The organism is Nocardia callitridis (assembly GCF_039543305.1).
In the GTDB taxonomy this organism is placed as follows: Bacteria; Actinomycetota; Actinomycetes; order Mycobacteriales; family Mycobacteriaceae; genus Nocardia; species Nocardia callitridis.
Window position 1 is genome coordinate 1,146,043 of record NZ_BAABJM010000002.1, and the last position, 24,851, is coordinate 1,170,893.

Below are 24,851 nucleotides of genomic sequence, written 5' to 3' on the forward strand. Positions count from 1 at the left end.
TGCGTGCAGCGGCAGGCTCAGGGCCCAACAATCGCCGGCTGCCGGGCACACACCGGCACACCCGAGTACGGACGCAGCAAACCACCCGAGCACAGCGGGCCGCCGCACACTCCGCGGGCGGTGACCTCCGGCTCGGGTGTCCGTGGCAATGCGTTCGTCAGCGCTGCAGGAACGCGAAGTCGTCGCCCAGCGCCTCCGCCTTGGCACGCAGTGCCGAGATATCGGGGCCCGCGCGCAGCACCTCACGCGAGGCCGCTGGCACCGCGGCCGACAACAGGTGCGTGGGCAGCAGGGCGCGCACGGAGTCCGCTCCGCCGCCTTGCGCACCCACGCCGGGCAGCAGAATCGGACCGTTGAGTTCGACCAGCTCCGGCGCGGCGCTCAGCGTCGAGCCGAGTACCACACCCACCGACCCGAACTCGGCGCCGCGATTGCGCGCGGCGACCTCGTCGACCATCGCCTGCGCGACCGTGCCGCCGTCAACGGCTGCCGCCGCCTGTACCTGCGGCCCTTCGGGATTCGAGGTGGCGGCGAGGACGAACACGCCGCGGCCGTGCTCACGTGCCGCCTCGAAAGCCGGTGCGAGCGAACCGAACCCGAGATAGGGCGATACCGTCACCGCGTCCGAGCCGAGCGGCCCATCGGTGAGCCATGCCCGCGCGTAGGCCGCCATCGTCGACCCGATATCACCGCGCTTGGCATCGGCGAGCACCAACGTGCCCGAGCCACGCAACACCTCGATCGTGCGCTCCAACACCGCGATTCCGCCCGACCCGTACGGCTCGAAGAACGCGACCTGCGGCTTGATCAACGCCACCCGCCCGTCGAAGGCTTCCACACAGATCTCGGCGAAACGCTCCAGACCGTCGACGTCCTCGGTCAACCCCCAGTCCCGCAACAACTGCGGGTGCGGGTCGATACCGACGCACAGCGGGCCCAATCGGGCCATAGCCGCACGCAAACGAACACCGAAGGTGCTCATCGCACCGTCTCCGTCTCACGCCTGCTGCGCCACGCGGCCGAGTGCAATTCTTGCAGCGACCGCACACCGATGCCGCCGTTGATGGCCGCCTCGATGCCCTGCACCGCCGCCGCGGCACCCTGGACGGTGGTGATGCACGGAATGTTGACACCCACCGCGGCACTGCGGATCTCGTAGCCGTCGACCCGAGGACCCGAGTTGCCGTACGGGGTGTTGAACACCATGTCCACCTCGCCGTCACGGATCTGGTCGACGATGGTCGGGCGCGGCGCACCGGAATCGTCGGTGCTCACCGCACCGTCCGGCGCGGAGTGCTTGCGCACCTCCTCGCAGGGAATACCGTTGCGACGCAACATCTCCGCGGTTCCTTCGGTGGCCAGGACCCGGAACCCGAGGTCGTGCAGGCGCTTCACCGGGAACACCATCGCGCGCTTGTCACGGTTGGCGATCGAGACGAACACCGTCCCCTCGGTCGGCAGCGAACCGTAGGCCGCGGCCTGGCTCTTGGCGAAGGCCGTACCGAAATCGGCGTCGATACCCATCACCTCGCCGGTGGACTTCATCTCCGGCGAAAGCAGCGAATCCACGCCGGTGCCATCGGTTTTCCGGAAGCGATGGAACGGAAGCACCGCCTCCTTGACCGCCACCGGCGCCTCCGGCGGCACGTGTCCGCCGTCGCCTTCGCTGGGCAGCAGGCCTTCCTTGCGCAGTTCGGCGATGGTCGCGCCCAACATGACTCGCGAGGCGGCCTTCGCCAACGCAACCGCGGTGGCCTTCGAGACGAACGGCACCGTCCTGCTGGCACGCGGATTGGCCTCCAGCACGTAGAGCACGTCGTCTTTCAGCGCGTACTGCACGTTCAGCAGGCCGCGCACACCGATTCCGTGTGCCAATGCCGCGGTCGAGCGACGGACCGCCTCGATGTCGCTGCGCCCCAGCGTGATCGGCGGCAGCGCGCAGGCGGAGTCACCGGAGTGGATGCCCGCCTCCTCGATGTGCTCCATCACGCCACCCAGGTAGACCTCGTCGCCGTCGCACAGCGCGTCGACGTCGATCTCGATGGCGTCCTCCAGGAACCGGTCCACGAGCACCGGATGCTCGGGGCTCAATTCGGTCGCACGCGAGATGTAGCCCTCGAGCGACTGCTCGTCGTAGACGATCTCCATGCCTCGGCCGCCGAGCACGTAGGACGGGCGCACCAGCACCGGGTATCCGATCCCCGCGGCGATCTTCTTGGCCTGCGCGAACGTGGTCGCGGTGCCGTATTTCGGCGCGGGTAGTCCCGCGGCGACGAGCACGTCGCCGAATTCGCCACGGTCCTCGGCGAGGTCGATGGCGGCGGCGCTGGTGCCGACCACCGGCACCCCCGCGTCGGTGAGTCGCTGTGCCAGACCGAGCGGGGTCTGGCCGCCCAACTGCACGATCACCCCGACGACCGTGCCCGATTCGCGCTCAGCGTGATACACCTCGAGCACGTCCTCGAAGGTGAGCGGTTCGAAGTAGAGCCGGTCGGCAGTGTCGTAATCGGTGGAGACCGTCTCCGGGTTGCAGTTGACCATGACCGTCTCGTATCCGGCCTGGGTCAGGGTCTGTGCCGCGTGCACACACGAATAGTCGAACTCGATGCCCTGGCCGATCCGGTTGGGACCGGAGCCGAGGATGATCACCTTGCCGCGTTCGCGCTGCGGCGCGACCTCGGATTCTGCGCCGGGGTCGAGTTCATAGGTCGAGTAGTGATACGGGGTCTTGGCCTCGAATTCCGCGGCGCAGGTGTCGACGGTCTTGTAGACCGGCCGCACACCGAGCCGGTGACGCAGCGAACGCACGCCGGTCTCGCCCGCCAACTCAGGACGCAACGCGGCGAGCTGACGGTCCGAGAGCCCGTAGTGCTTGGCACGCCGCAGCAGCGGCTCGTCCAGGACTGCGGCGTCGAGCACCTCGGTGCGCAACTCGACGAGTCCGGCTATCTCGGCGACGAACCACGGGTCGATTCCGGAAGCGGCACTGACGCTTTCGAGATCGGCGCCCAGTCGCAGCGCGCGCTCCACCTGGTAGATGCGACCCTCGGTGGGGGTGCGCAGGTCTTCCAGGATCGCCTCGACATCGGTCCAGGCGCCGTCGTCGGTCGTCCAGAAACCGGTGGACTTGGTCTCCAGCGAACGCAGCACCTTGCCGAGTGCCTCGGCGAAATTGCGACCGAGCGACATCGCCTCGCCGACCGACTTCATGGTCGTGGTCAGGGTCGCGTCCGCACCGGGGAACTTCTCGAACGCGAACCTCGGCGCCTTCACCACCACGTAGTCCAGCGTCGGCTCGAAGCACGCCGGGGTTTCCTTGGTGATGTCGTTGACGATTTCGTCGAGGGTGTAGCCGATGGCCAGTTTGGCGGCGATCTTGGCGATCGGGAACCCGGTCGCCTTGGAGGCCAGCGCCGAGGAGCGCGACACCCGAGGGTTCATCTCGATGACGACCAGTCGACCGTCGGACGGATCCACCGCGAACTGGATATTGCAGCCGCCGGTGTCGACGCCCACCTCACGCAGGATGTCGATGCCGAGGTCACGCATCTTCTGGTATTCGCGGTCGGTGAGCGTCATCGCGGGGGCGACGGTGACCGAATCACCGGTGTGCACGCCCATCGGATCGACGTTCTCGATCGAGCAGACGATCACGACGTTGTCGCGGCCGTCGCGCATGAGCTCGAGTTCGAATTCCTTCCACCCGAGGATCGATTCCTCGATCAGCACGTTCGCCGTCGGCGAGGCAGCGAGGCCACCACCGGCGATGCGGTCGAGGTCGGCGTCGTTGTAGGCCATGCCGGAGCCGAGGCCACCCATCGTGAACGACGGGCGTACCACGACGGGGAAACCGAGTTCGGCGACGGTGTCGTGCACCTCGTCCATCGTGTAACACACACGCGAGCGGGCACTTTCGCCGCCGACGCTGGCCACGATGTCCTTGAACTTCTGCCGGTCCTCGCCGCGCTGGATGGCTTCGAAGTCGGCGCCGATGAGCTCGACGCCGTACTTCTCCAGCACCCCGCCCTCGTGCAAGGCGACGGCGGTGTTGAGCGCGGTCTGGCCGCCGAGCGTGGCGAGCACGGCGTCGATCGGGTTGCCTTGCTCCGCTTCGCGGGCCAGCACCTTCTCGACGAACTCCGCCGAAATCGGTTCCACGTAGGTGGAATCGGCGAATTCCGGGTCGGTCATGATCGTCGCGGGGTTGGAGTTCACCAGCGAGACGCGCAAGCCCTCGGCGCGCAATACCCGGCACGCCTGGGTGCCGGAGTAGTCGAATTCGCAGGCCTGGCCGATGACGATCGGCCCGGAGCCGATCACCAGGATGTGGTGCAGATCGTTACGACGTGGCATCGGTGTGAGCTTCCTTCCGCTGCGCGGCGGGGCCGCCTGCCATCAGGTCGGCGAAACGGTCGAAGAGGTAGGCGGCGTCGTGCGGACCCGCGGCGGCCTCGGGGTGGTACTGCACCGAGAACGCGCGGCCGTCCAGCAGGCGCACGCCCTCGACGGTGCCGTCGTTGGCGCAGACGTGGCTGACCTCGGCGGGACCGAACGGCGTGTCGAAGCGCTCGCCGCGCTCCCCCTCCAGCGCGAAGCCGTGGTTCTGCGCGGTGATCGAGATACGACCGGTCTCGTGCTCGATGACCGGAATATTGATGCCGCGGTGGCCGAAGGCCATCTTGTAGGTCTTACGACCGAGCGCACGACCGAGGATCTGATTACCGAAGCAGATGCCGAACAGCGGAATACCCTGGCCGAGAATCGATTTCGTGAGCTCCACCGCACCGTCTTGCGTCGCGGGGTCGCCAGGGCCGTTGGAGAGGAACACCCCGTCCGGCTTCAGCTCGGTGATCTGGTCGAACCCGGTGTTCGACCCGACGACGTGCACCCGGATACCGCGCTGCGCGAACATGCGCGGCGTATTGGTCTTGATCCCGAGGTCGACGGCGACCACCGTGTAGCGATGTTCGCCGATCGGCTCGATGGTGTACATCGAGTCCGTACTCACCTCGTCGGCCAGGTCGGCACCGAGCATGGCTTGCTGGTCGTTGACCCTGCGCAGCAACTCGGCGTCGGCGGCAAGGGCATCGCCGGAAAAGATGCCCGCCTTCATCGAGCCGCGAGTGCGCAAGTGGCGCACCAACGCCCGGGTGTCCACACCCGCGATGCCGACGACGTCCTGCCGGTCGAGCTCCTCGGGCAGGGTCGTGCTCGCGCGCCAGTTGGACGCGCGCCGGGCGGGGTCGCGCACCACATAACCCGCGACCCAGATCTTCTCGGATTCGTCGTCTTCGGTGTTCCAGCCGGTGTTGCCGATCTGCGGGGCCGTGGCCACGACGATCTGCCGGTGGTAACTGGGGTCGGTCAGGGTCTCCTGATACCCGGTCATCGCGGTGCAGAAGACGGCCTCGCCGAGTGTTGCGCCGACGGCGCCGTATGCGCTACCTCGAAAGACACGACCGTCTTCGAGAACAAGTGCCGCCGGCTGGTTCGAATATTGTGAGCTACCTGTCATCCCTCGTCGTCTCCCGTCTGCTCGGACGCGTCTTTCGACCCGTCCGAATCCGTGACCCATGCCGAGTACACGGTCTTGTCGTCGCCGCGGAACCCGGTGTCGACCTCGGTTCCGTTCGGCAGTGTCCATCGAACGACCAGCACCCCACCCGCGGTCATCACCTTGCCCGCATGCCCGCGTTCGGTGCGGATCACCGTCACCGAGGAGCGCGGAATCCACAGCGGCGTCGCACCGGCACGGTCGAGCAGGATTCCCTCGGCGTAGCCGGTCAGTGTCGTGGTGGCGCGAAAACCGAGGTCGCCCACCACGATCCGGTCCTGCCAGCTCGGCGCGAAGGTGCTGCCGAGATAGACGCCGGTGGTGGACGGTAGCTGCTCGACTCCCAGTTCGGCGGGAACCGTCGGCAATTCACCCACCCGGTCGGCTTGACGTCGCTCGCGCGCACGCCAGCTGCGATACATCAGCCACAGGCATGCCAGGAACAGCGCGAGCAGCCCGACCACCCAGAGTGTTCTCTCCACTCAACGACCTCCTCGATCTTGTGCTGCCACGCTCGCGGAGTTACCCGCACGTGCGACAACACTGCCCGCGCGTGCGGTGATCCGGCCCCGCAAGATCGTCGCGGTCACCGCGCCGGGCATGGCCATCGCCTCGAACGGGGAATTGCGCGAAATACTGGCCAGCTCCGACGATCGCACCGTCCAACTCGCCTCGGGGTCGACCAGGGTGAGGGTGGCGGGTTCGCCGACCGCGATCGGCCTGCCGTGCTCGTCTAGTCCGACGATCTCGGCGGGACGCTCGCTCAGCACCTTGGCCACCCCGCGCCAATCCAGCAGCCCGGGCTCGACCATGGTGCGCACGATGATCGACAGCGCCGTCTGCAGGCCGAGCATGCCGGGGCGGGCGACCGCGAATTCGCAGCACTTGTCCTGCTCGGCGTGCGGGGCGTGGTCGGTGGCGACACAGTCGATGATGCCCTCGGCCAACGCGCGTCGCAGCGCTTCGGCGTCGGAGCTCTCGCGCAACGGCGGATTGACCTTGTTCACCGCGTCGTAGGTCGCCAGCCGCGAATCATCCAGCAGCAAGTGGTGCGGTGTGACCTCGGCGGTGATCGAGATTCCCTGGGACTTCGCCCATTTCACCAACTCGACAGTGCCGGCCGTGGAGGCGTGGCAGATGTGCACGCGCGCACCCGCGTCGCGGGCCAACAGTGCGTCCCTGGCCACAATGGATTCCTCGGCGGCGCGCGGCCAGCCGGTGAGGCCGAGCCGCGCGGCGTTCGGACCCTCGTGGGCCACCGCGCCCCGAGTGAGCCTCGGTTCCTCCGCGTGCTGGGCGATCAGGACGCCCAACGTGTTCGCGTACTCCAAGGCGCGACGCATGAGCAGCGGGTCGTCGACGCAGTGTCCGTCGTCGGAGAACATTCGTACCGCACCGACACCGGATGCCATGGTGCCCATCTCGGCGAGTTGCTTACCGGCCAGTCCGACACTGACCGCGCCCACCGGATACACATCGACCAGGCCGACCTCTTGCCCGCGTCGCCACACATGGTCGGTGACGACCACCGAGTCGGCCACCGGATCGGTGTTCGCCATCGCGAACACGGCGGTGTAGCCGCCCAACGCCGCTGCGGCGGAACCGGATTCGATGGTTTCGGTGTCTTCACGACCGGGCTCACGCAGGTGGGTGTGCAGGTCGACGAAACCCGGCAGCAGAATCTGCCCGTTCGCCGGGAGCACCTCGGCCGCATCGGCCGCGAGACCCGTGCCGATCTCGATGATCACACCGTCGCGCGTCAGCACGTCCACCGGCTCGCCCTCGCCGTACGGCCGGGCGCCCTTGATCAGCAATTCACCCATGCCGCATCACCTTTCGCTGTAGTGCGGGTTCGATCGAGTTCACGCGAGCGCCTCCTGCGTGCCGACGAGCAGCCGAAACAGCACCGCCATGCGCATATGCACCCCGTTGGTCACCTGCTGCAGCACCGCCGCCTTCGGCGAATCCGCGACCGAGGACGCGATTTCCATGCCACGCAACATCGGGCCGGGATGCAGCACCACCGCGTGCTCGTCGAGCAAGCCCATCCTGCGTTCGGACAGGCCGTAGCCGATGGCGTACTCGCGGGCCGAAGGAAAATATCCGCCGTTCATTCGCTCGGCCTGCACCCGAAGCATCAATACCGCGTCGGCGCCGACCAATTCGGCGTCCAGCGCGTGTGCGACGCGCGCGGGCCATGCCTCGACACCCACCGGCAGCAGCGTGCGTGGGGCCACCAACACGACCTCGGCACCCAGGGTCGCCAGCAGGAAGACATTCGACCGCGCGACCCTGCTGTGCAGGATGTCGCCGACGACCACGACGCGCTTGCCTTCGATGTCGCCGAGCCGCTGACGCAGCGTCAGCGCGTCGAGCAACGCCTGGGTGGGGTGCTCGTGGGTGCCGTCACCGGCATTGATCACCGCGGGACCGTGGCCCGCGTACCCGGAGGCGGCCACCCCCTTGGCATCCAATTCCGCGAACCAGCGCGCGATCTGATGGGCGGCGCCGGAGGCGGGATGGCGCACGATCAACGCGTCCGCGCCCGCCGCGTGCAGTGTCAGCGCCGTGTCACGTAACGATTCACCCTTGGCTACCGAGGAGCTGCTGGCGCTCACATTGATCACGTCGGCGCTCATCCACTTGCCCGCCACTTCGAACGACACCCTGGTGCGGGTGGAGTTCTCGAAGAACGCGGTCATCACGGTGCGTCCGCGCAGCGTGGGGAGCTTGCGTACCTCGCGACCGAGCAGCGCCTGCTCGAATCGCTGCGCCTCGTCGAGCAATTCGGTCGCGGTCGCGCGATCCAGGTCGGCCACCGAGAGCAGGTGCCTCATTCGGCCACCTCTTGGTGCAAATACACGCCGTCGCGGCCGTCGTGCTCGGCCAGCAGCACCGAGATGTCCTCGCTGCGCGCGGTCGGCACGTTCTTGCCGACGTAATCGGCGCGAATCGGCAGCTCGCGGTGGCCACGATCGACCAGGACCGCCAGTTGCACGGCGCGCGGCCTACCGAGATCGCGCAGACCGTCCAGCGCCGAGCGCACGGTGCGGCCGGAGAACAGCACGTCGTCGACCAGTACGACCAGCGCGTCGTCGATGCCGCCGTCGGGCACCGAGGTGCGTTCCAGCGGGCGGTGTGGGCGACTGCGCAGGTCATCGCGATAGAGCGTGATGTCCAGCGAACCGAGAGCAGGCCGGATCCCACCGAATTCCTCGATCTTGTCGGTGAGCCGCGCGGCCAAGGTGGTACCGCGAGTGGGGATACCGATCAGCACGACCCGCGGTGCGGTCTCGTCGCCGGAATCCAACGCGGTCTTCTCGATGATCTGGTGCGCGATGCGCGCGATGGTGCGACCGACATCGGAGGGGGACAACAGCTCCCGCCCACCGGCCACCCATTCCGGGGCGTGCCGCTGTGATGTCTCCGAGTGCTCCGATTTCTCTGAGCCGGACTTGCCGTCCCGTTCTTCGGGCCCGGACGCGCCGTCCCGTTCTGTGGGCACAGCCACGCCGACCTCCTTCCCCGCCTCACCGGACGGTCCGTTAAAGGATGTCTTACGGGCAGCAGCCTAACAGCGCCCACGACACGGCCTCCACCAGGCATATCCGCACTGTGAGCGGCACCACGCGGCGACGAGGACGGCACCGAGCACCAACGTTGTCACCGCCACTTTCAGCGATCCCGGCTTCTCCTGGACACACGAGCCCGGCGCCGCTGGAACCGTCCCGGCGTGGCGGACTCCCCCGCCGCAGTGCCCCGCCGGGACGAGGCCGCATCGTGAACAACGAAGCGCCACAATCCATTGCGGAGTGGATGTGGTGGTCCGAAGACCACTTCCTCACCACTGCGGACTACTCCCGCCTGCCTGACCAGGCGTTGGCCGAGAACACGCTCAGCGCAACCGAACGGGCGTCGTCGCTCGGTTACTCCGCACCGCGAGCACGCTGCCGAAGTCCGAGGTGGCCGCGCGTCCGACAACCCCGCCGTGGCTACCAGAGCGTCGATGCTGCTAGAGCGTCGATGCTGCGAAATTCGGTCCGCCAGCCGTGCTGTGGAGTCACTCCCCCGAGTCCGGCGCCAATCCGTTCGGCACGCGAGCCGTCGTGGCTTGGCTTGGCTTGGCTGTCGATAATGCTCCGGCGGCTCCGTCCCAGGGACAACAACAACCGAAGCACACCCCGATGACCTCCGACCTCTCGCCGGTCGACTTGCTGATCTGCGACGGGCTGAGCGTCAACGCATCTGCACCGATCGACTCGGCCAGAATGGGCCGCGACAACTCTGAGGAGAACCCCATGACGATCCACCGAATGGACCACGTCGGCATTGTGGTCGAGGACCTCGCGGCTGCCGTCGCGTTCTTCCTCGAACTCGGCCTGGAACTGGAAGGCGAAGCGCAGGTCGGTGGGCCGTGGGCCGACGAATTGCTCGGGTTGGCAGGCGTTCGAGCCGACATCGCCGTCGTACGGACCCCCGACGGCAACGGCCGGGTCGAGCTCTCGACTTTCCGCTCGCCGACGACCACCAGCACCGCACCGAGGGCTGCGGTGAACACGCCGGGAATCCCCCGCCTGACGTTCGTCGCCGACGACATCGAGGACCTCGTCGGCCGCCTCCGACCCCACGGCGCCGAACTCGTTGGCACGGTCGCGCGATACGAGGACATCTACCGGTACTGCTACATCCGTGGACCCGAAGGCATTCTCATCGGACTGGTCGAGGAACTCCGCTGAACGACGCATCCGCCCCACCACACCGCGACGGCCAGGATCGCCGACTACTCGCCGCCTCGGCTGGTGAAGTCGAACGAGCCGCCGTCGATGCCCCAGGAGATGATCCGCTCGGGGTGAATGCGGATCACGGCCCGTTCCTGGGGCGGGAACGGCGGCTCCGCGTCGTCGAGCACCTCGGCCGTGCCGCGCACCTCGATGCCACGAATCACGTAGGGCTCCAAGGAAACCTGTTGGTCGACGACGAAGGACACCCGACTGCCCGCTTCGACGTTGCGGTACTTGCGGCTGGTACGCATCCGCATGCCGCCGATGTCGATCGTGCCGTCGGCGTTCACCCGATAGTTGGTCGGGTTGTTCTGCACCACGCCGTCGGGTGCCACGGTGGCCAGCCGACCGATTCCGGCTTCGGCGAGGAACTGCTGTTCATTGCTGGTGAAGGTCATGGCGCTTCTCCTGGGTGAATTCGATGTCGGATGGTCCCCGGCGATCAGCCGGGAGCATTGGTGGCGCCGCGCGCCCAGATTCAGAACAAGATCAGCGCGACGCACAGTCCGGTGATGGCAACGGTTTGCAGGGGCACCCGGTACTTCAGGATGCTGTCCCACTCGTCCTGTAGCGCACGGGCATTCGCCGGAATAACACCGCTCTGCGCGGCGGCGGTCTGCAGGGAATTGATCGGCTTGGCGATACGAACGTAGAAGGCGACCCAGGTGAGCAGCGCCGCCACCGTGATCCCCGCCGCGACAGCGGCACCGACCTGCCCCGTGACCAGCGCGAGCAGGGCCGTCAAAACGGCGGCGACCACACCGCCCGCACCGAACGCGGGCATACGCTTGTCGGCGTAGAAGTGCCCCCACCCGGCGTTGATGGTCATGGTCGCATCATCGAGCTTGCGGTTCACCGACCGGGTGACCAGTGCACAACACACATCGGTGCCGTAGACGACGGCGTTGGCGAGAACAGCGACAGCGGCAATGATCTGGCCGATGACAGTGAGCATTTCAGACTTCCCTCTCCCATGTTTCTATCGTTGCTAGAAACTAGAGCAAAGTTAACATTCAGTCGCTCGATTGTCTAGCGATGCTAGATTCACTATCGAAGGATCGAGCGCACTGAAACTCATCGCCAACACCACCGGACGTGACGGAAGCCGCCCGGCGAGCGCATGCCGCAACTGTTGCCGATCGCTGACGAGAAACTGGAGGCCGGGGGCGGATTCGTCGCTCGAATTGCCCGGATGCCGTGACAGCGCCTGCCCTTGACGTCGGCTCGCCAGAACAGAGAACGCGCGACACACATAAATCGACTAGTACATATGTTCGATTGCGGGTAGATTCGGACGCATGTCGACACCACTACAGGGTTCGCTGCTCGACGGGTTCGGGGATACCCAGTTCAGCCCGCTGGGGCATGCGCGCCGGACCGTGCTCGATCGCGGGGCCTGGGTTGACGTGCTGCCCGGCTGGTTGTCCGGCGCCGACGCCTTGTTCGACCGCCTGGTCGACGATGTTCCGTGGAAGGCGGAGCGACGGCCCATGTACGACCGAGTAGTGGAGGTGCCTCGACTCACCCGGTTCTACGCCGAACACGAGCCACTCCCCGACCCCGTCCTCGGCGACGCGCGCCGGGAGCTCAGCGACCATTACCGCACCGAACTCGGCGAATCCTTCCGCACCGCGGGGCTCTGCTATTACCGCGACGGCCGCGACAGCGTCGCCTGGCACGGCGACACCATCGGGCCCGGCGCGACACACGACACCATGGTGGCGATCGTGTCCATCGGCGCACCGCGCGCCCTGCTCCTGCGCCCCCGTGGCGGTGGGCCGAGCGTCCGATTCCAGGTCGGCCACGGTGACCTGCTCGTCATGGGCGGCTCCTGCCAACGCACCTGGGAACACGCGATTCCCAAGTCGCGCAAACCTACTGGGCCGCGCATCAGTATTCAGTACCGGCCGCGGGGCGTGCGGTAGACGTCGACTGCTCAGTGCCGCAACAGCTCTACCAATCCGATCGGCTCGAGTCCGGCCAAATAATTGACCGTGGCCAGCAAGCGGCGAGATCGACACAAACCGGCGACACTGCGACCCAACTAGCCCTTGGTTCGTGCTTCAAGGGCCCTACGGATCAAGCCACGCGCCGCTTCCCCGGTCACTGATTGACCGGCGAGCGTATCGAACGCTCGGCCATACAACGCTATTTCACGTGGTTGGGTAATCGTCAGCTCTGCGGCTGTGCCTTCGACCATCACCATACGGTTATCAAACAAAACGAAACTAGTCGACACAATCCGCACTTCTGAATCAAACGGAATGATCCCTATTGTCACCCGTGGCATTCCCGCAAGAGTTGACAACCGGTCGAGTTGACCGATCATCACGTCGTCATTTCCCACGGTTGAATACAACGCTTGCTCGGCAAGCAGAAAACTAAACTTGTGGTCGCGCTGGTACAGAACCCGTTGGCGTTCCATACGAGCGGACACCCCTGCTTCCAGGTCGTTAGCCATCCGGTAAAATTCAATCAGCCGCCGCAGGAACGCTGTCGCGTATTCTGCGGTTTGGAGTAGTCCAGGGATTATCTGTGTTTGGTACGCTCTGAGTAGCTTTGCTTCCGCTTCTAGCTTCACCGATTTCTGTTGCCGACGCTTGTATCCTCCACCGAGGACTTTCCGCCACTCGAGGTACGCGGCATCAATGTTGTGCCGTGTGGCTAACAAGTCTTCTAGCCGGTCTTGTGCCCCGGTGTGCTCGCAATAAGCTCGGATATCCGCATCGGATGGGCTGATCCTGGCATATTCTATTTTCGACACTTTGGTTTCGTGCCAGCCGGATAGCTGGGCAAGCCGTCGCCCGGTGAGACCCGCCGTACGGCGAAGCTCCCGAAGCTGAGCCCCGAGAGCTTCCCGCGCATCATGAATATCGGTCACTGTGCTGAGTACTCCGCGTACGGTGTCGCCAAAACCCAGAGACGTTCCCGCGCACGTTGGCAGTACTCGACTATTCCGGGATCTGTGGTTAAACCGATACCGACCGGGTTACCGTCCGCGTCCCACAGGTTGTACCCGACTTGTTCCCCGTCGAGTAACCACCAATCATCGGACGGTACGTCCCCCACTGAATCCCGAGGCACGTACCGGATGTCTTCCCCCGCGTTGATGTTGTGAACCGTCACCGACAACAACCATCGTTGGTAATCCGAGTGCGGCTCTGTCACGACTCGAACCCTGGATACGACTACGCCCCGGCCCGTGATTTCTCGCATCAGTGCCTGCCACGGCGTATTTGGATCCGGGGGAAATTCTCCGTTAAGGAATTTTTGCAGCCGCTCAGCTTCATTCAGTTCACGGTACGAATCTCGTGTTTCGAGGTGGAACGCTTCCCGCTGGCACTGCCTGAACAGGTTCTCCCAGTGATCAACGGTCCGATACTCCACCGTAGTAAGCCCTTTCCATCCTAGGTACCTCGATTACTGTCTCATCGGGTGCGAGGTCGAGCTGTTCGACCGTCGCCGTGTCAGCGACAGGATTACCCGTCAGCCGGAACGTTCCTCGCCCGGTGTCGGTCAAGGTTGCGCCGATAAACGTATCGGGCTCCGCGAACCCGGTAAGCAGGTGCGGTATTTCCACGGTTCCTGTGGTCGCTGTTACCCAACCCTGGACCAGGTAACTGTCATGGTCGGTGGCGTACAGCGACGGACACCCGTTGGCGTCGGAGCCACCCTTGCCGAGAAAGCGTAATCTCATCGTCCCACCCTTCGTCCGACCGTATGCAGCAGTTTGCAGTGCATGTATTGATGCTCCCTCAACGGCATGAAACACGCCATAGGCCTGTCAGATCTTTGCATACCTGTGCAAACTCATGGACCAGCCGTAAACCGGTTCGTAGCGTCCCTGAGCAAGCCCCCGGTGCTGGTGTCGAGTCCTGGCACCGGGGAGTGAACCAACAGCCGAAAGGGGTGTGTCGTGCACTACGAGGTTCGTGTTCATTGCTGCGGTCCGGCGTGGGTTGTGTTCGTACCCACGTTCGGTTGTTCGAGACTGGTCGATGACACGCAGTACATCGAGGCGACCGCGCGAGAGCTGATACAACGGCAGTCGACGCATGTTCCGGGGTTTGAGCTGTGGCTCACCTCAGGGCGAGTGATCGAGCGGCCGTCAGACGCTAGGACAACCGCCTAAGGCGGCTCGACAAGATCAGGTCTACAACCCGGACTCGTTGACGATCTTCATTTGGTCCGGTGCTCAGACGGCGCCCGCCCGTCAAATTCGGCGCGCGAACCCCGGCGCGTGCTCGGGGCGTATCCCTCGAGCGATGAGGTACGGCGGAATGCCGCGGACGTACGGGATTCGAGCGAACACCCGCACGGTCAGCGGAGCGCGGTCGGCGTTGGCGATATCCAGGCGGCCGGACAGCGCGGGGCCGATCACTCGGGCATGCACCAGTCGCTGGATGCCCTGGGTGACGGCGGTGGGAAAGGTGCGGCGGCGTTGCACGCGGGCTAGGTCGCGGAGCCGTACTCGGCCGGAAAGCAGCGGTGGGGCAAGGGTTCTCGCGGCGGCGACCGCGTCTTGGATCGCGAGGTTGATGCCCACTCCCGCGACCGGCGACATGGCGTGTGCGGCGTCGCCGAGACACAGGAAGCCCTCGCTGTACCAGCGGCGTAGGCGGTCCAGGCGCACATTCAACAACTGAACCTGGTCCCATTCGGTGAGTACGTCGACGCGATCGCGTAACCACGGCACCGCCTCCGCCAGCGGTCGAACGACCTCGGCCACCGGTCCCTGCCGGGCCACGGCGTCACTACCTTTGGCGATGATGCTCGCGCACTGCCAGTAATCGCCACGGTCCAGCAGCACGGCGACCCGACGTGCGGTGGCGACCGGAATGGCACCGGCGGGGTCGATCTCGGTGCGCGGCAGGCGAAACCACCACGCGTCCATCGGGGTCGACCATTCCCGAACCGGCAGGTTCGCCTCGGCGCGCAACACCGAGTTCCTGCCGTCGCAGGCGACGGTCAGCTCGGCGTGGATCTCGCCGCGCTCCCCCTCGGACGTGCGGTACACACACCCACGCACCGCGCCTTCGCCCAGGATCAGACCGACGGCTTCGGTGTTCATCCGCAGCCGAAAGTTCGGTTCCCGCTGCGCGGCTCGGGCCAGCAAATTCAGCAGGTCCCACTGCGGGACCATCGCGATGTACTTGTGTTTGCCAGGCAGATTGCGCAGCGAGACCAGGGTCTGCAACCCGTTGCGGACCGGCAGTTGCACCTGATTCAGTACGCGCGCGGGAAGTTTCGCGAATTCGTCACCGAGGCCGAGTTCGTCGAGGAGGTCCAGGGTGGTGGGATGCACGGTGTCGCCACGGAAATCGCGCAGGAAGTCGCCGTGCTTCTCGAGCACCGTGACCTGAACACCGGCGCGCGCCAGTAACAGTCCGAGCATGATTCCCGCCGGACCGCCACCCGCGATCACACACCCGGTGCGCTCCATCCAACGATCCTACTGCGGGGCCGACATCACGTGCCGCGTACCGACATACGCGTACCCGGACCCCGAACTCGTCAGCGTTCCGACAGCGCGGTCGCTACCGCTGGGGCGAGACGCACAGTCGTCTGCCGAGTCGCGAACACCGTGCCGCCGACGCTCACCGAAGTCCTCCGCCGACAAGCCAGAATTCCCAGCGCAAGTGCACGTGACCACCGCGGGGAACGTTCCACACCGAACGCGCGGGCCTCGACCACGCGCCCGCCAACTCGAGCACGCGGGTTGAATTCGGCGATCGCTGAGTTCTGGTCTCCTCGGATTTCGGTAATCCACCCGACGCCGGACTACTGCGCCAGGAGCTGATCCGCGCGAATCGCCCCGACCCGGCGTCCCGCCCAACCAGCCGGGTCTTCAACTCGACGGTCTCGACCACTCGCAGCTCGCGACCTGGCAGCCGACGCGCCGGATACCGCAGAGCGACAGACTGATTCAGGCGTCGTCGCGACGCAAAGCGAAGAAGTACGGCTGCGACATACCGCGCAGATCCATCAAGCCGAGCAGCGTGCGCTCGTCCGCTCGACGGAAATGATCGATGATCGGCAGGTGGTCGTAGACCATGGCGGCGCTGGTGGCACCACGGAACTCGATGTCGCGCAACCGCGCTGTCGGCTTGCGAGTGCGCAACGCGGGTCCGAACACCGGCAAGCCACGCCGAACCGCACGCAACGCGCCCAGCGGGATACGGTCGGCCAAACCCAACGGCACACGGCGCGGGTCGATCGGGAAAATCTTGCTGCCGGAAGCGAACAGCAACGGGTGCACGGTGTTCACATCGTCGAATTGCTTGCCGTACCAACCGGATGCCGACAGCGTGCCGCCCATCGGGTGCCCGGTGTCCACTTCATAGCCGCGCCAGCGTCCGGTGGTGATCTCCTCGGCGCGCACGGCGGGCAGGCCGTCGAACAGAGCCTCGGCCTCTTCGCGAGTGCGATAACCGGCGAATGGCGCGGCGTTGTCGTTCTCGACCATGTCCGGCTCCTTCTGGGGTGGCGACGGTGCGACCCGCACTCTATCTATCTCTCATCGACGGCGCATACTCGCGGGCCGACCAACGATGACGAGTAGCTCAGAACGGCGTCTCGGGTGCCAACCGCCGCACCTCGGGCACGAAACGGTCCAATTCGCCGGACTCGAACCGCGACATCCCGATGACATGCCAGAACTGTCCCGCCGTATTGCCTTCCGCCTTGTAGCGACCGTCGGGCGCCACCGAAGCCCACCCCTCCGGCAGCCCGAGCAGCTGCGTCCTGATGGCCGGTTCCTCGGCGGGATTCGGGTCGCGACCCGCACCGGGCACGCTCCACAGAATCGTGCTTCCGTCGTCGCTACCACTGGCCAGATGGCCATGCACCGGATCGAACGCCAACGACCACACCCTGCGCGTGTGCCCCTCCAAGGTGTGCAGGTGACGCCCGGAAGCCATGTCCCACAACCGAATCACCAGATCGTCGCCGCCCGTGGCGAGGATCCCGCTGTGCCGGTCGATCGCCGCGGCCCACAACCGTCCGCTGTGCTGGTCGAACTCGTGCAGACAGGCACCCGAGCCCACGTCCCAGATCCGAATGGTGTGATCCCACGACACGCTCGCCAGGCGGTCTTCGTGGAAAGCCACCGCGTACACCCGATCCCGATGCCCGCGCAGTTCACGCCGCAGCCGTCCGTTGGCGACATTCCACAGGCGCACCACCGAATCGTCACAACCGGTCGCCATCACGCTGCCGTCGCCGCTGAACGCGATCGACCGCACCCGACCATGGTGTTCGGCACACACCGCGTGCAATCCGCCGGTGGTACGCACCCAGAGCACCACGGTGTCGTCGTCGTTGGCGGTGGCGAGATAGACGTCGTTGGGGTCGAAGGCGAATGTCCACACCGGCGCGGCCTCGACACTGATGTGGCGCTGGAACAGATCGGTCGACAGGTCGAGCAAGCTCAGGCGTCCGTCGTTGCCCACCGTCGCCAACTGCTGGGGCTGTGCGGCGTTGAACAAGGCCGACTCGAAGGTGAACAGCCGATCCTCGCTGCCGGCCACCTGCCGAATCAGTGTGCCCGCCACCGGATCCCACAACCGGACGATGCCGTCGTTGCCGCAGGTGGCCAGCATGGTGCCGTCGGCGTTGAAGGTCACCGTGCGTACCTGGCGCCCGTGCCCGGTGAGCACCTGCTTGCAGGCGCCGGTGACCGGATCCCACAACCGGGTGGTGAACTGATCGTCGGTGACCGCGAGTTGCGCGCCGTCCGGGCGGAAGGCGAACGGCCAGATCGATCCCGTGTGCGCGGTGAAACGGTGGCGGGGTTGCGCGGTCGCGGTGTCGTGCAGGCAGAGCAACCCCGCACTGTCGCCCGAGGCGAGCAACTCACCCGAGGGATCGAAGCTCAACCAGTAGATCGATGCCCTGTGCTCGGCGATCTCGTGCACCGCGGCACCGGACTCGACGTCCCACAGATACACACCGCCGTCGGTGTCGCCGCTGGCAAGCAACGGACGACTCGGGTGGAACGCGAGCGTGTACACCCGCCCGGTGTGCCCGCTGAGTTCACGAACCTTGGTGCGTGTGCGCGGATTCCAGAGCGTGAGCGTCCCGTTGATCCCACCCACCGCGAGCAGTTCCCCGGTCCGGTCGAACATAATGCGGAACACCGAACCCGACGCACCCACGAACTCACCGAGCTCACGGCCGGTTTCCACGTCCCACAACCGCACCAACCCGCTGCGATAGGACGCGGCAAGCAGCGTGCCGTGGAACGCCAGGCTGAAGATCAGCTCCCGCTTGCCGTCCGAGGGAACGCATTCGTGGCGCAATTCGCCGTCGGGCAGCCCCCACAACCGCAGCATCCCGTCCGCGTCGCCGGTCGCGAGCACGTCACCCGTCGGGCTCAAAACCACCGGCCACGGCCACTCCTTGTGCCCGCGCAGAATGCGCAGCAGACGGCCGGTGTGCGCGTCACGCAGGTCGACGGTGCCGTCACCGGAACCGCTCACCAGCACGCCGTCGGTGTAGGCGACCGCGAAACTCCGGTCGCGATGACCCTGCAACGTGCGCACGGGAAGTCCGGTCTCGCTGTCGCAGATCAGCACACCACCGTCGTCGCTGCCGATCGCGAGTGTCGCCCCGTCGGGGCTGTAGGCCAACGGTTGCGGCAACCTGCCGTGGCGCGCGTGGAAGCCGTGGCGAACACCCACCGCCGCCGGTGCGAATTCCGTGCGCACCCGCATGCCCGGCACGATCGCGGCACCACGCAGGTCGGCGCCCTCGGGGGTGTCACCGACCACCTCGAGCAGTGCCGCGCGATTCCAGCGGCTGCCGTGCGCGCGCACACCGGTCAGATCCGTCCGGGCGAGCCGGGCGCCCCGCAGGTCGGCGTCGGTCAGATCGGCGCCGATCAGGCTCGCCTCGTCCAATCGCGCGCCGACCAAGCGGGCACCACGCAGGACCGCGCCGTCCAGTTCGACCCCCACCAGCCGCGCGCCGGTCAGATCGGCGCCGGTCAGATCGACCTCGTGCATGTCACGGTAGGAGAGGTCCTCGCCCACCAGGATGGCTCCGCGCAGGTCGGCATCCGGTGCGGTGCGCAGACGAGTGACCACGCGAATCGCGTTGGCCCGTGCGATGTCCTCGGTGGTCTCGTCCGAAGGCCCCGCACCGTCGCCACCCGAGAGCACCGCGTCGGCCCATGCGCGCACCGTCCTGATGTCGGCGAGGTCGCAGAGAAAATCCACTGTCAGCGTGGACAGCGGCGCCTTCGCCAATTCGACGGGCGCCTCGACACCCGCGGCGAACTGGTCGGCGATGTGGTTGGCGACCAACCATTCGGTCACCGAAGCGTGGATGAAGCCGAAAAGGTTTTCCTCGGTGCGCACCAACAGGCTGCCCGATCCGATCGCGTGCGCGGACTGCGGAATCGACATCCGGTTCGTCCCGGTCAGTTCGACCAAACCCTGTGCCACCTCGGTCAATTCGCCCGCACGCAGATACGGTTGACCCGATTCCCATATCCGCAACGCGAACGCCGTGACCGCCAGCCACAATTCGGTCAACCGCAGTCCCGGCAGCGCGCCCTCGATCGACGCGGTGCGATTCACCTCGAAGGCCAACCAGGACTCCAGGATCTCCCGATACAGTCCCGCGGCGCCTACGGTCTGCTTGGCACCCTCCGCCGCACGCAATCGCCCCTCGTCCAAGTCGGCGATGAAGCTCAGCATCCTCGGGTTCTGCGCGAGCCCGAGCAGATCCTCGATGCCGGTGATCAAACCCATCCGCGCGTCGGCGCGCTCCACATCGCCACCGTAGCGATTGGTGAGGAAGGCGTGCACCTGGGCGGGGGCGAACTCCTCGATATTGAGGATCTGCCGGTCGGCCAGCTGACCGACGCGCTCACCGAGCGCGGTCAGCACCTGGGCACGGGACTCGAAATGTTGTGTGCGACTGGCCACCACGATCTTCGCCTTGCCCACGGCGGCTTGCAGCAAGGTTTCCAGGTGCTCCGCGGCGAACTCGTAGCTGATCCGGGTCACCAGCTCGTCGAAACCGTCGAACAACAGCACCACGCGGCCCTCGCGCAGCATGTAGCGCAGCGCCTTGAGGTCGATGCGTTCCTCGCCGTGATTGGCCAGGTGCGCGGCGACCAACGCGTCCACCGAGTGTGTCTTGTCCAGGGTGCGCAATTCGATCAGGATCGGGATGAGCGCGGGCATCGTCTCGGTGATCCTGCGCGCGAGCTCGCGCAGCGCGAACGTCTTGCCCCTGCCGAAATCACCGAGAACGAGCACGAAACGCCCGTGATCGGTCGAAAGCAAGTGCAGTAGCTCCGCGACCAGGTCGTCGCGGATCGACTGCTCACCGTGCTCGAATTCCCTGAAACGCTGCGGCACATACAGTTCCGGTGGATAGCGGCGGTCGGTACGCAACCGCTCGACCTGACCGGCCAGGTAACCGTCCAGATCCAGCAGGCCCTGGAACTCCAGGAAGCTACGCACTCGCAACCCGTGACTTGCCGCCTCCTCCCGCAACGAGCGCGGCGGCGCAGCACCCCGATAGACCAGCTCGGAGCCGTATTCCGGGTCGAGCGCGAGGAATTCCTCGATCACCTGCCTGGTCATGTCGCCGACATGCGCGCCGATCCGCCACTGCGCGGTGACCTCGTCGCGTTGCTGAGTGACCAACAGGTGCGCGAGACCGACCTCGACGCGGCGCACCGTGACACCCGGGTACCGGGTATGGCACACCTCGACCACCCGCTCCAGCAGCTTGCCGTGCGGGTCGATCGGATCGGGTGGCCCTGGTTCCTGCTCGGGTGCGCCACCGGTGAGTTCGGCGACGACGCTCGGCGCGAGCGCCGAGTCGGCGCCGACCCAGGTGAGCTCGGCGTGCGCGGTCGGCGTTCCCGACCGACCCGAGGTGGAGGCCGCGAAGTACCGCTCCAACCCGTCGGCGGTGATGTGCACGATCTCCTCGCGCCCCGGCGCGCTCGCCGGCACGACGGGCAGTCGATCGTCCAGCCGGTCCATGTGCACCCCGCCGGGCCCTGGCCCATGCAGCAGCAGATTCAGCCGCCGCCCGAGCATCCTGGACAGCACATCGACATCGCGCAGCAAAGCGGGATCGTTCGGCGCGGCAGCCGTTCCCGGCAGCGGATCGTGACGGACCACGCCGATGCGCAACCACCCGCTGTCCTCGAAGGCGCGCAGACGTTCGGCGAACCACGCCGCCTGTGGTTCGCCGATGCTGCCGTAATCGTCCTCGGGCAGGTGGGTCGCCGCCATAGTCGAGTTCAAACCCGCGACCACCACCCGCAATTCGGGAATCGGGAACAACGTCCACGGCTGCCCGATGTCGAACACCAAATCGTCCAAACCCTGATACAGCTCGCCGAACAAGCGCACGAAATGGCCCAGCTTCGGAAAGTACGGTGGTTTCGGCTCGTGTTCGCGCGATTCGCAGTTCAGAAAATAGGCGTGACAGGCGGGCCTGGAAATATCGTGATTGCCAGGCACCACGATCAGCCGGTTCGGCTCCAACCCGAGCAGCACCCGCAGACCGGTGAGAAACGCCAGCGCCTCATCGATTTCGCGTGGCCTGCCCGATTCGGTCAAGTCACCGGTGACCACGATCAGATCCGGCCGCGGCGCGCCATTGTCGACCATCGAGGTGACATTCGCCCAGATGTGGGACTGCAATTCCTGTGCCGTACTCGGCTCGTCCTGCGCGATCAAGCCGCGACCGAATCGAGGACCGGCCACATGCAGAATGGCGATGCCGGGGTGGTCGGCGCGGTCGGCGGAGTCGCCGGGAAACTTCGGAGCCGCGACCGGAGTCCTTCTACCGAGCGAAGATTCGATCGCCGCCGGGTCGACACCCTCCTCGTCGACCACTTCCGGGCTTGCGAGCGCGTCCTGCGGAAACCCCGGTTCGTCCCACGGTTTCGCACGACCGGCCAGCAGATGACGCACTCGTTCCAGCAGGATCCCGCGTGCCCGTTCCGCGTTCGACACGCCGAGCAGATCCAGGTAGGTGATGGTCGCGAGCAATCCGTCGAGCTGACAATCCGCGATGCGTACCGGCAACAATTTGCCGGGATCGGTGCGGAAGGCGGCCTGCCATTCCATGGTGCCGTAGCGCGATCCGAGGTAATTGTCCGACAGCACGGCCAGCACCACGGCCGAGTCGCGCACGCCGCGATCCATGAAATCGATGAAGTTGGTGCCGGGCACGAAATCCCAGGCCTGGATGAGGGTTCGATAGCCAGCGGTCTCCAGCTGCCAAGCCAGCCAGGTAGCCCATCGCTCGTCGGCCGGGGAGTAACTGATGAAGAAATCCCGTGGCCGTGCGTCCCGCTCCATCACACCTCCAGTATGTCGCCTCCAGTGTGGCGGCGACCACCGGGCACGACGCTTCGTTTCGCGTCGAGCGCGTCGAACAGGTAAGGGGCTCAGGACAAATCCTGTCATGATGGCAGGCGTGCCCGAACAGGTCGATTCCTCCGCACAACGCACGCTCGACGACGCCGCCACACCCACCACCCGGTGGGGGTTGACCGTGCTCGACTGGGTGCGTGTGGGGTTGCTCGTCGCCGGAGTGTTGTGTGTGCTCACCGGGCTGCTCCCCCGCGAAGAGGCCGAGGCCAATCTGCGGCGGATCGGCCCGCTGCTGCTCTTCCTCGGCAGCGTCATCGTGCTCGCCGAACTCACCAGGCAAGCCAAGGTTTTCGATGTGATCGCCCATCGCTTGGCGATCCTGGGACGCGGCAACTATCCCGCGTTGTTCCTGCTGTGCGTGCTGTTCGCCGCGGCGACCACCATTCTGCTCAATCTCGACACCACCGCCGTACTCATCACGCCGGTGATGCTCGCGCTCGCCGTGCCCGCCCGTATCCCCGCGCTGCCGCTGGCGATGACCACGCTGTGGCTGGCCAATACCGCGAGCCTGTTGTTGCCGGTGTCGAACCTCACCAACCTGCTCGCCGCCGATCGGGTCGCGCTCGATGCCACCGGGTTCGCGGCCAGAATGTGGGCGCCGCAACTGGTTTCACTACTGGCCAGCATGCTGTGCCTGTGGGTCTGGTATTGGCGGCGCGGTCGGCGCGACGACGACCACTACACCCCGCCCGAACCGATCCGACCGCGCTCGGGTTCCGAACGCGTGCTCTTCTACACCACCGCGGGCGCCTGTGTGCTGTTCATCCTGGCGATTCCCGTCGTCGGCGACAGCATCGGCGTCGCCGCGGCCCTCGCGGCGGTCCTGGCCGTGCTCGCGTTCGCGATATTCGACCGCGAGTCCCTGCGCTGGTCGCTGTTCCCGTGGCAACTGCTCGTCTTCGTCGTCGGACTGTTTCTCGTGGTTCCGACCCTCGGGCGACTGGGACTCTCGGACCTCATGCACACGCTCATCGGCGACGACTCGGGCGCGGCCGGCGCGTTCCGTGCGGCCGGCGCCGGTGCCGCACTGTCGAACGTCGCCAACAACCTCCCCGCCTACACCGCGGGCGAGGCAGTCGTCCCGGTGGAGCACCACAACCAACTCCTCGCCCTCCTGATCGGCACCAACCTCGCCCCGATCGTCACCCCCTGGGGCTCCCTGGCCACCCTGCTGTGCCTGGAATTCTGCCGAACCCACGGCCTGCGCATACCGATGACCCGTTTCGTACTCACCGGACTCGGTCTCGCCGTGATCGCCACCGCGGGGGCGGTGGGTGCGCTGTTGCTGACGGGATAGGCGACAAGCCCGCTCGTGAGACGCACCGACACCGCATACCGTGGCCGCATGCCCGTGCCACGGATCGACGAACCCGACCTCCCCGAGTGCATGACCTGGGACGAGCTCGAACAACTGCCGGAGAATATCGCCCAGCAGATCGAACTCTGGGGCGGTCGCGTGGTGTGGGCGCGCCGCGGGCCGGCCGAACATCAGATGTTCACCGTCCGCATGCGCAACGCGATGGAAAGCTGCGCACGGAAGTCCACATCGGATAATTCCGACACCCGTTGGCGCGTGAACGTGGAAACCAACGTCTTTCTCGGCGACAACGGTAAATCCGACTTCCTCACCCCCGATTTCCTGATACACCGCTGCCTGGAATCCGCCTACCAGGATGTCAGAGCCGCCGATACCCTACTGGTCGGCGAGGTGCACTCCCCCTCGAATACGCGGTCGGACATGGAAGCCAAGAAGTGTCGCTACGCGGGCGCCGGAATCCCCTGGTACTGGGAAGTCATCCTGGCTCGTCACACCAGCGCGATCGCTGTGGTACGCGCTTACGCGCTCGAGACCGGCCATGCTCAGCTACCCGTCGGGGTACGCCCACCGCACCCGGCGAACTACCTCGTGGCAGGCGAATGGACACCTGCCGACGAGCACGGGGTGCGGATCGAATTCCCGTTCCCGATCACTATCGACTGGTCCGACCTCGAGTACTGATCGAGCCGACGATCCGACATCTTCGTGGGACACGGCAGTATCACCGAACGCAGCGTGACCGACATGACTCGGAAGCACAAAGACCGCCGTCGTGCCGGCACCAC

Annotated in this window: 18 protein-coding genes and 1 pseudogene; 4 read left to right on the forward strand and 15 right to left on the reverse strand. The window is 66.1% G+C overall.

Going from position 1 to position 24,851, the window contains the following annotated elements; translation table 11 throughout:
* Nucleotides 1–157 precede the first annotated feature (157 nt).
* From pyrF to pyrR, 7 genes are read right to left on the reverse strand one after another with little or no spacing between them, the layout of a single operon-like run.
* A complete protein-coding gene (pyrF, locus tag ABEA50_RS13995) occupies nucleotides 158–982 on the reverse strand; it encodes an orotidine-5'-phosphate decarboxylase (RefSeq protein WP_345495765.1) in 825 nt (274 codons plus the stop codon).
* Nucleotides 979–4,353: a carbamoyl-phosphate synthase large subunit gene (gene carB / locus ABEA50_RS14000; RefSeq protein WP_345495766.1), complete on the reverse strand. Its 3,375-nt coding sequence runs from the start codon at nucleotides 4,351–4,353 to the stop codon at nucleotides 979–981. Before carB ends, pyrF begins: the two co-directional genes overlap by 4 nt.
* Nucleotides 4,340–5,515, reverse strand: coding sequence for a glutamine-hydrolyzing carbamoyl-phosphate synthase small subunit (gene carA, locus ABEA50_RS14005; protein WP_345495767.1), 1,176 nt, complete (start codon nucleotides 5,513–5,515; stop codon nucleotides 4,340–4,342). The genes carB and carA overlap by 14 nt, the downstream gene beginning before the upstream one ends.
* Complete coding sequence (locus ABEA50_RS14010; RefSeq protein WP_345495768.1) at nucleotides 5,512–6,036, reverse strand: PH-like domain-containing protein; 525 nt, start codon at nucleotides 6,034–6,036, stop codon at nucleotides 5,512–5,514. Before ABEA50_RS14010 ends, carA begins: the two co-directional genes overlap by 4 nt.
* Nucleotides 6,037–7,377 carry a dihydroorotase gene (locus ABEA50_RS14015; protein ID WP_345495770.1) on the reverse strand — a complete coding sequence of 447 codons (1,341 nt, stop codon included), beginning with the start codon at nucleotides 7,375–7,377 and terminating at the stop codon, nucleotides 6,037–6,039.
* 39 nt (nucleotides 7,378–7,416) lie between these two features.
* Entirely contained in the window at nucleotides 7,417–8,391 is a 975-nt protein-coding gene (locus ABEA50_RS14020) for an aspartate carbamoyltransferase catalytic subunit (protein WP_345495771.1), read from the reverse strand.
* Nucleotides 8,388–8,951 (reverse strand): bifunctional pyr operon transcriptional regulator/uracil phosphoribosyltransferase PyrR, encoded by a 564-nt coding sequence (gene pyrR / locus ABEA50_RS14025; protein ID WP_345496560.1) that lies wholly within the window; start codon nucleotides 8,949–8,951, stop codon nucleotides 8,388–8,390. Before pyrR ends, ABEA50_RS14020 begins: the two co-directional genes overlap by 4 nt.
* Nucleotides 8,952–9,852: 901 nt before the next feature.
* Between pyrR and ABEA50_RS14030 the strand changes: the two genes are divergently transcribed.
* Nucleotides 9,853–10,290: a VOC family protein gene (locus tag ABEA50_RS14030; protein ID WP_345495772.1), complete on the forward strand. Its 438-nt coding sequence runs from the start codon at nucleotides 9,853–9,855 to the stop codon at nucleotides 10,288–10,290.
* Nucleotides 10,291–10,334: 44 nt separating this feature from the next.
* On the opposite strand, the gene ABEA50_RS14035 is transcribed toward ABEA50_RS14030, so the two are convergent.
* From ABEA50_RS14035 to ABEA50_RS14045, 3 genes and pseudogenes are all read right to left on the reverse strand, one after another.
* Nucleotides 10,335–10,733 carry a PPOX class F420-dependent oxidoreductase gene (locus ABEA50_RS14035; RefSeq protein WP_345495774.1) on the reverse strand — a complete coding sequence of 133 codons (399 nt, stop codon included), beginning with the start codon at nucleotides 10,731–10,733 and terminating at the stop codon, nucleotides 10,335–10,337.
* Between the two features lie 80 nt (nucleotides 10,734–10,813).
* Complete coding sequence (locus ABEA50_RS14040) at nucleotides 10,814–11,290, reverse strand: DUF1772 domain-containing protein (RefSeq protein ID WP_345495775.1); 477 nt, start codon at nucleotides 11,288–11,290, stop codon at nucleotides 10,814–10,816.
* A gap of 93 nt (nucleotides 11,291–11,383) precedes the next feature.
* Nucleotides 11,384–11,542 (reverse strand): annotated as a pseudogene (locus ABEA50_RS14045) (NAD(P)/FAD-dependent oxidoreductase); the annotation flags it as partial.
* Nucleotides 11,543–11,633: 91 nt separating this feature from the next.
* On the opposite strand from ABEA50_RS14045, the gene ABEA50_RS14050 reads away from it, so the two are divergent.
* The gene (locus ABEA50_RS14050) at nucleotides 11,634–12,260 is read left to right on the forward strand and encodes an alpha-ketoglutarate-dependent dioxygenase AlkB (RefSeq protein ID WP_345495776.1); all 627 of its coding nucleotides are present in this window, start codon (nucleotides 11,634–11,636) and stop codon (nucleotides 12,258–12,260) included.
* 119 nt (nucleotides 12,261–12,379) lie between these two features.
* Here ABEA50_RS14050 and ABEA50_RS14055 read toward each other — a convergent pair whose 3' ends face one another.
* From ABEA50_RS14055 to ABEA50_RS14075, 5 genes are all read right to left on the reverse strand, one after another.
* The gene (locus tag ABEA50_RS14055) at nucleotides 12,380–13,216 is read right to left on the reverse strand and encodes a helix-turn-helix domain-containing protein (RefSeq protein ID WP_345495777.1); all 837 of its coding nucleotides are present in this window, start codon (nucleotides 13,214–13,216) and stop codon (nucleotides 12,380–12,382) included.
* On the reverse strand, nucleotides 13,213–13,722 hold the full coding sequence (locus tag ABEA50_RS14060) for a DUF6879 family protein (RefSeq protein ID WP_345495778.1): 510 nt from the start codon (nucleotides 13,720–13,722) through the stop codon (nucleotides 13,213–13,215). The genes ABEA50_RS14055 and ABEA50_RS14060 overlap by 4 nt, the downstream gene beginning before the upstream one ends.
* Nucleotides 13,723–14,548: 826 nt before the next feature.
* Complete coding sequence (locus ABEA50_RS14065; RefSeq protein WP_345495779.1) at nucleotides 14,549–15,778, reverse strand: FAD-dependent oxidoreductase; 1,230 nt, start codon at nucleotides 15,776–15,778, stop codon at nucleotides 14,549–14,551.
* A 483-nt stretch (nucleotides 15,779–16,261) separates the two neighbouring features.
* On the reverse strand, nucleotides 16,262–16,801 hold the full coding sequence (locus ABEA50_RS14070; protein WP_345495780.1) for a DUF4334 domain-containing protein: 540 nt from the start codon (nucleotides 16,799–16,801) through the stop codon (nucleotides 16,262–16,264).
* Nucleotides 16,802–16,898: 97 nt separating this feature from the next.
* A complete protein-coding gene (locus ABEA50_RS14075; RefSeq protein WP_345496561.1) occupies nucleotides 16,899–22,673 on the reverse strand; it encodes a WD40 domain-containing protein in 5,775 nt (1,924 codons plus the stop codon).
* A gap of 109 nt (nucleotides 22,674–22,782) precedes the next feature.
* Between ABEA50_RS14075 and ABEA50_RS14080 the strand changes: the two genes are divergently transcribed.
* Both ABEA50_RS14080 and ABEA50_RS14085 read left to right on the forward strand, forming a co-directional pair.
* On the forward strand, nucleotides 22,783–24,045 hold the full coding sequence (locus ABEA50_RS14080) for an ArsB/NhaD family transporter (protein ID WP_345495781.1): 1,263 nt from the start codon (nucleotides 22,783–22,785) through the stop codon (nucleotides 24,043–24,045).
* 48 nt (nucleotides 24,046–24,093) lie between these two features.
* Complete coding sequence (locus ABEA50_RS14085) at nucleotides 24,094–24,747, forward strand: Uma2 family endonuclease (RefSeq protein ID WP_345495782.1); 654 nt, start codon at nucleotides 24,094–24,096, stop codon at nucleotides 24,745–24,747.
* Nucleotides 24,748–24,851 lie beyond the last annotated feature (104 nt).

Coding starts and splice junctions, on each gene's coding strand:
- ABEA50_RS14035 (WP_345495774.1), bottom strand. CDS start 10,733: ATGACCTTCACCAGCAATGAACAGCAGTTCCTCGCCGAAGCCGGAATC.
- ABEA50_RS14085 (WP_345495782.1), top strand. CDS start 24,094: ATGCCCGTGCCACGGATCGACGAACCCGACCTCCCCGAGTGCATGACC.
- ABEA50_RS14075 (WP_345496561.1), bottom strand. CDS start 22,673: ATGGAGCGGGACGCACGGCCACGGGATTTCTTCATCAGTTACTCCCCG.
- ABEA50_RS14030 (WP_345495772.1), top strand. CDS start 9,853: ATGACGATCCACCGAATGGACCACGTCGGCATTGTGGTCGAGGACCTC.
- ABEA50_RS14015 (WP_345495770.1), bottom strand. CDS start 7,377: ATGGGTGAATTGCTGATCAAGGGCGCCCGGCCGTACGGCGAGGGCGAG.
- ABEA50_RS14050 (WP_345495776.1), top strand. CDS start 11,634: ATGTCGACACCACTACAGGGTTCGCTGCTCGACGGGTTCGGGGATACC.
- ABEA50_RS14065 (WP_345495779.1), bottom strand. CDS start 15,778: ATGGAGCGCACCGGGTGTGTGATCGCGGGTGGCGGTCCGGCGGGAATC.
- carA (WP_345495767.1), bottom strand. CDS start 5,515: ATGACAGGTAGCTCACAATATTCGAACCAGCCGGCGGCACTTGTTCTC.
- ABEA50_RS14070 (WP_345495780.1), bottom strand. CDS start 16,801: ATGGTCGAGAACGACAACGCCGCGCCATTCGCCGGTTATCGCACTCGC.
- ABEA50_RS14020 (WP_345495771.1), bottom strand. CDS start 8,391: ATGAGGCACCTGCTCTCGGTGGCCGACCTGGATCGCGCGACCGCGACC.
- pyrF (WP_345495765.1), bottom strand. CDS start 982: ATGAGCACCTTCGGTGTTCGTTTGCGTGCGGCTATGGCCCGATTGGGC.
- carB (WP_345495766.1), bottom strand. CDS start 4,353: ATGCCACGTCGTAACGATCTGCACCACATCCTGGTGATCGGCTCCGGG.
- ABEA50_RS14080 (WP_345495781.1), top strand. CDS start 22,783: ATGGCAGGCGTGCCCGAACAGGTCGATTCCTCCGCACAACGCACGCTC.
- ABEA50_RS14040 (WP_345495775.1), bottom strand. CDS start 11,290: ATGCTCACTGTCATCGGCCAGATCATTGCCGCTGTCGCTGTTCTCGCC.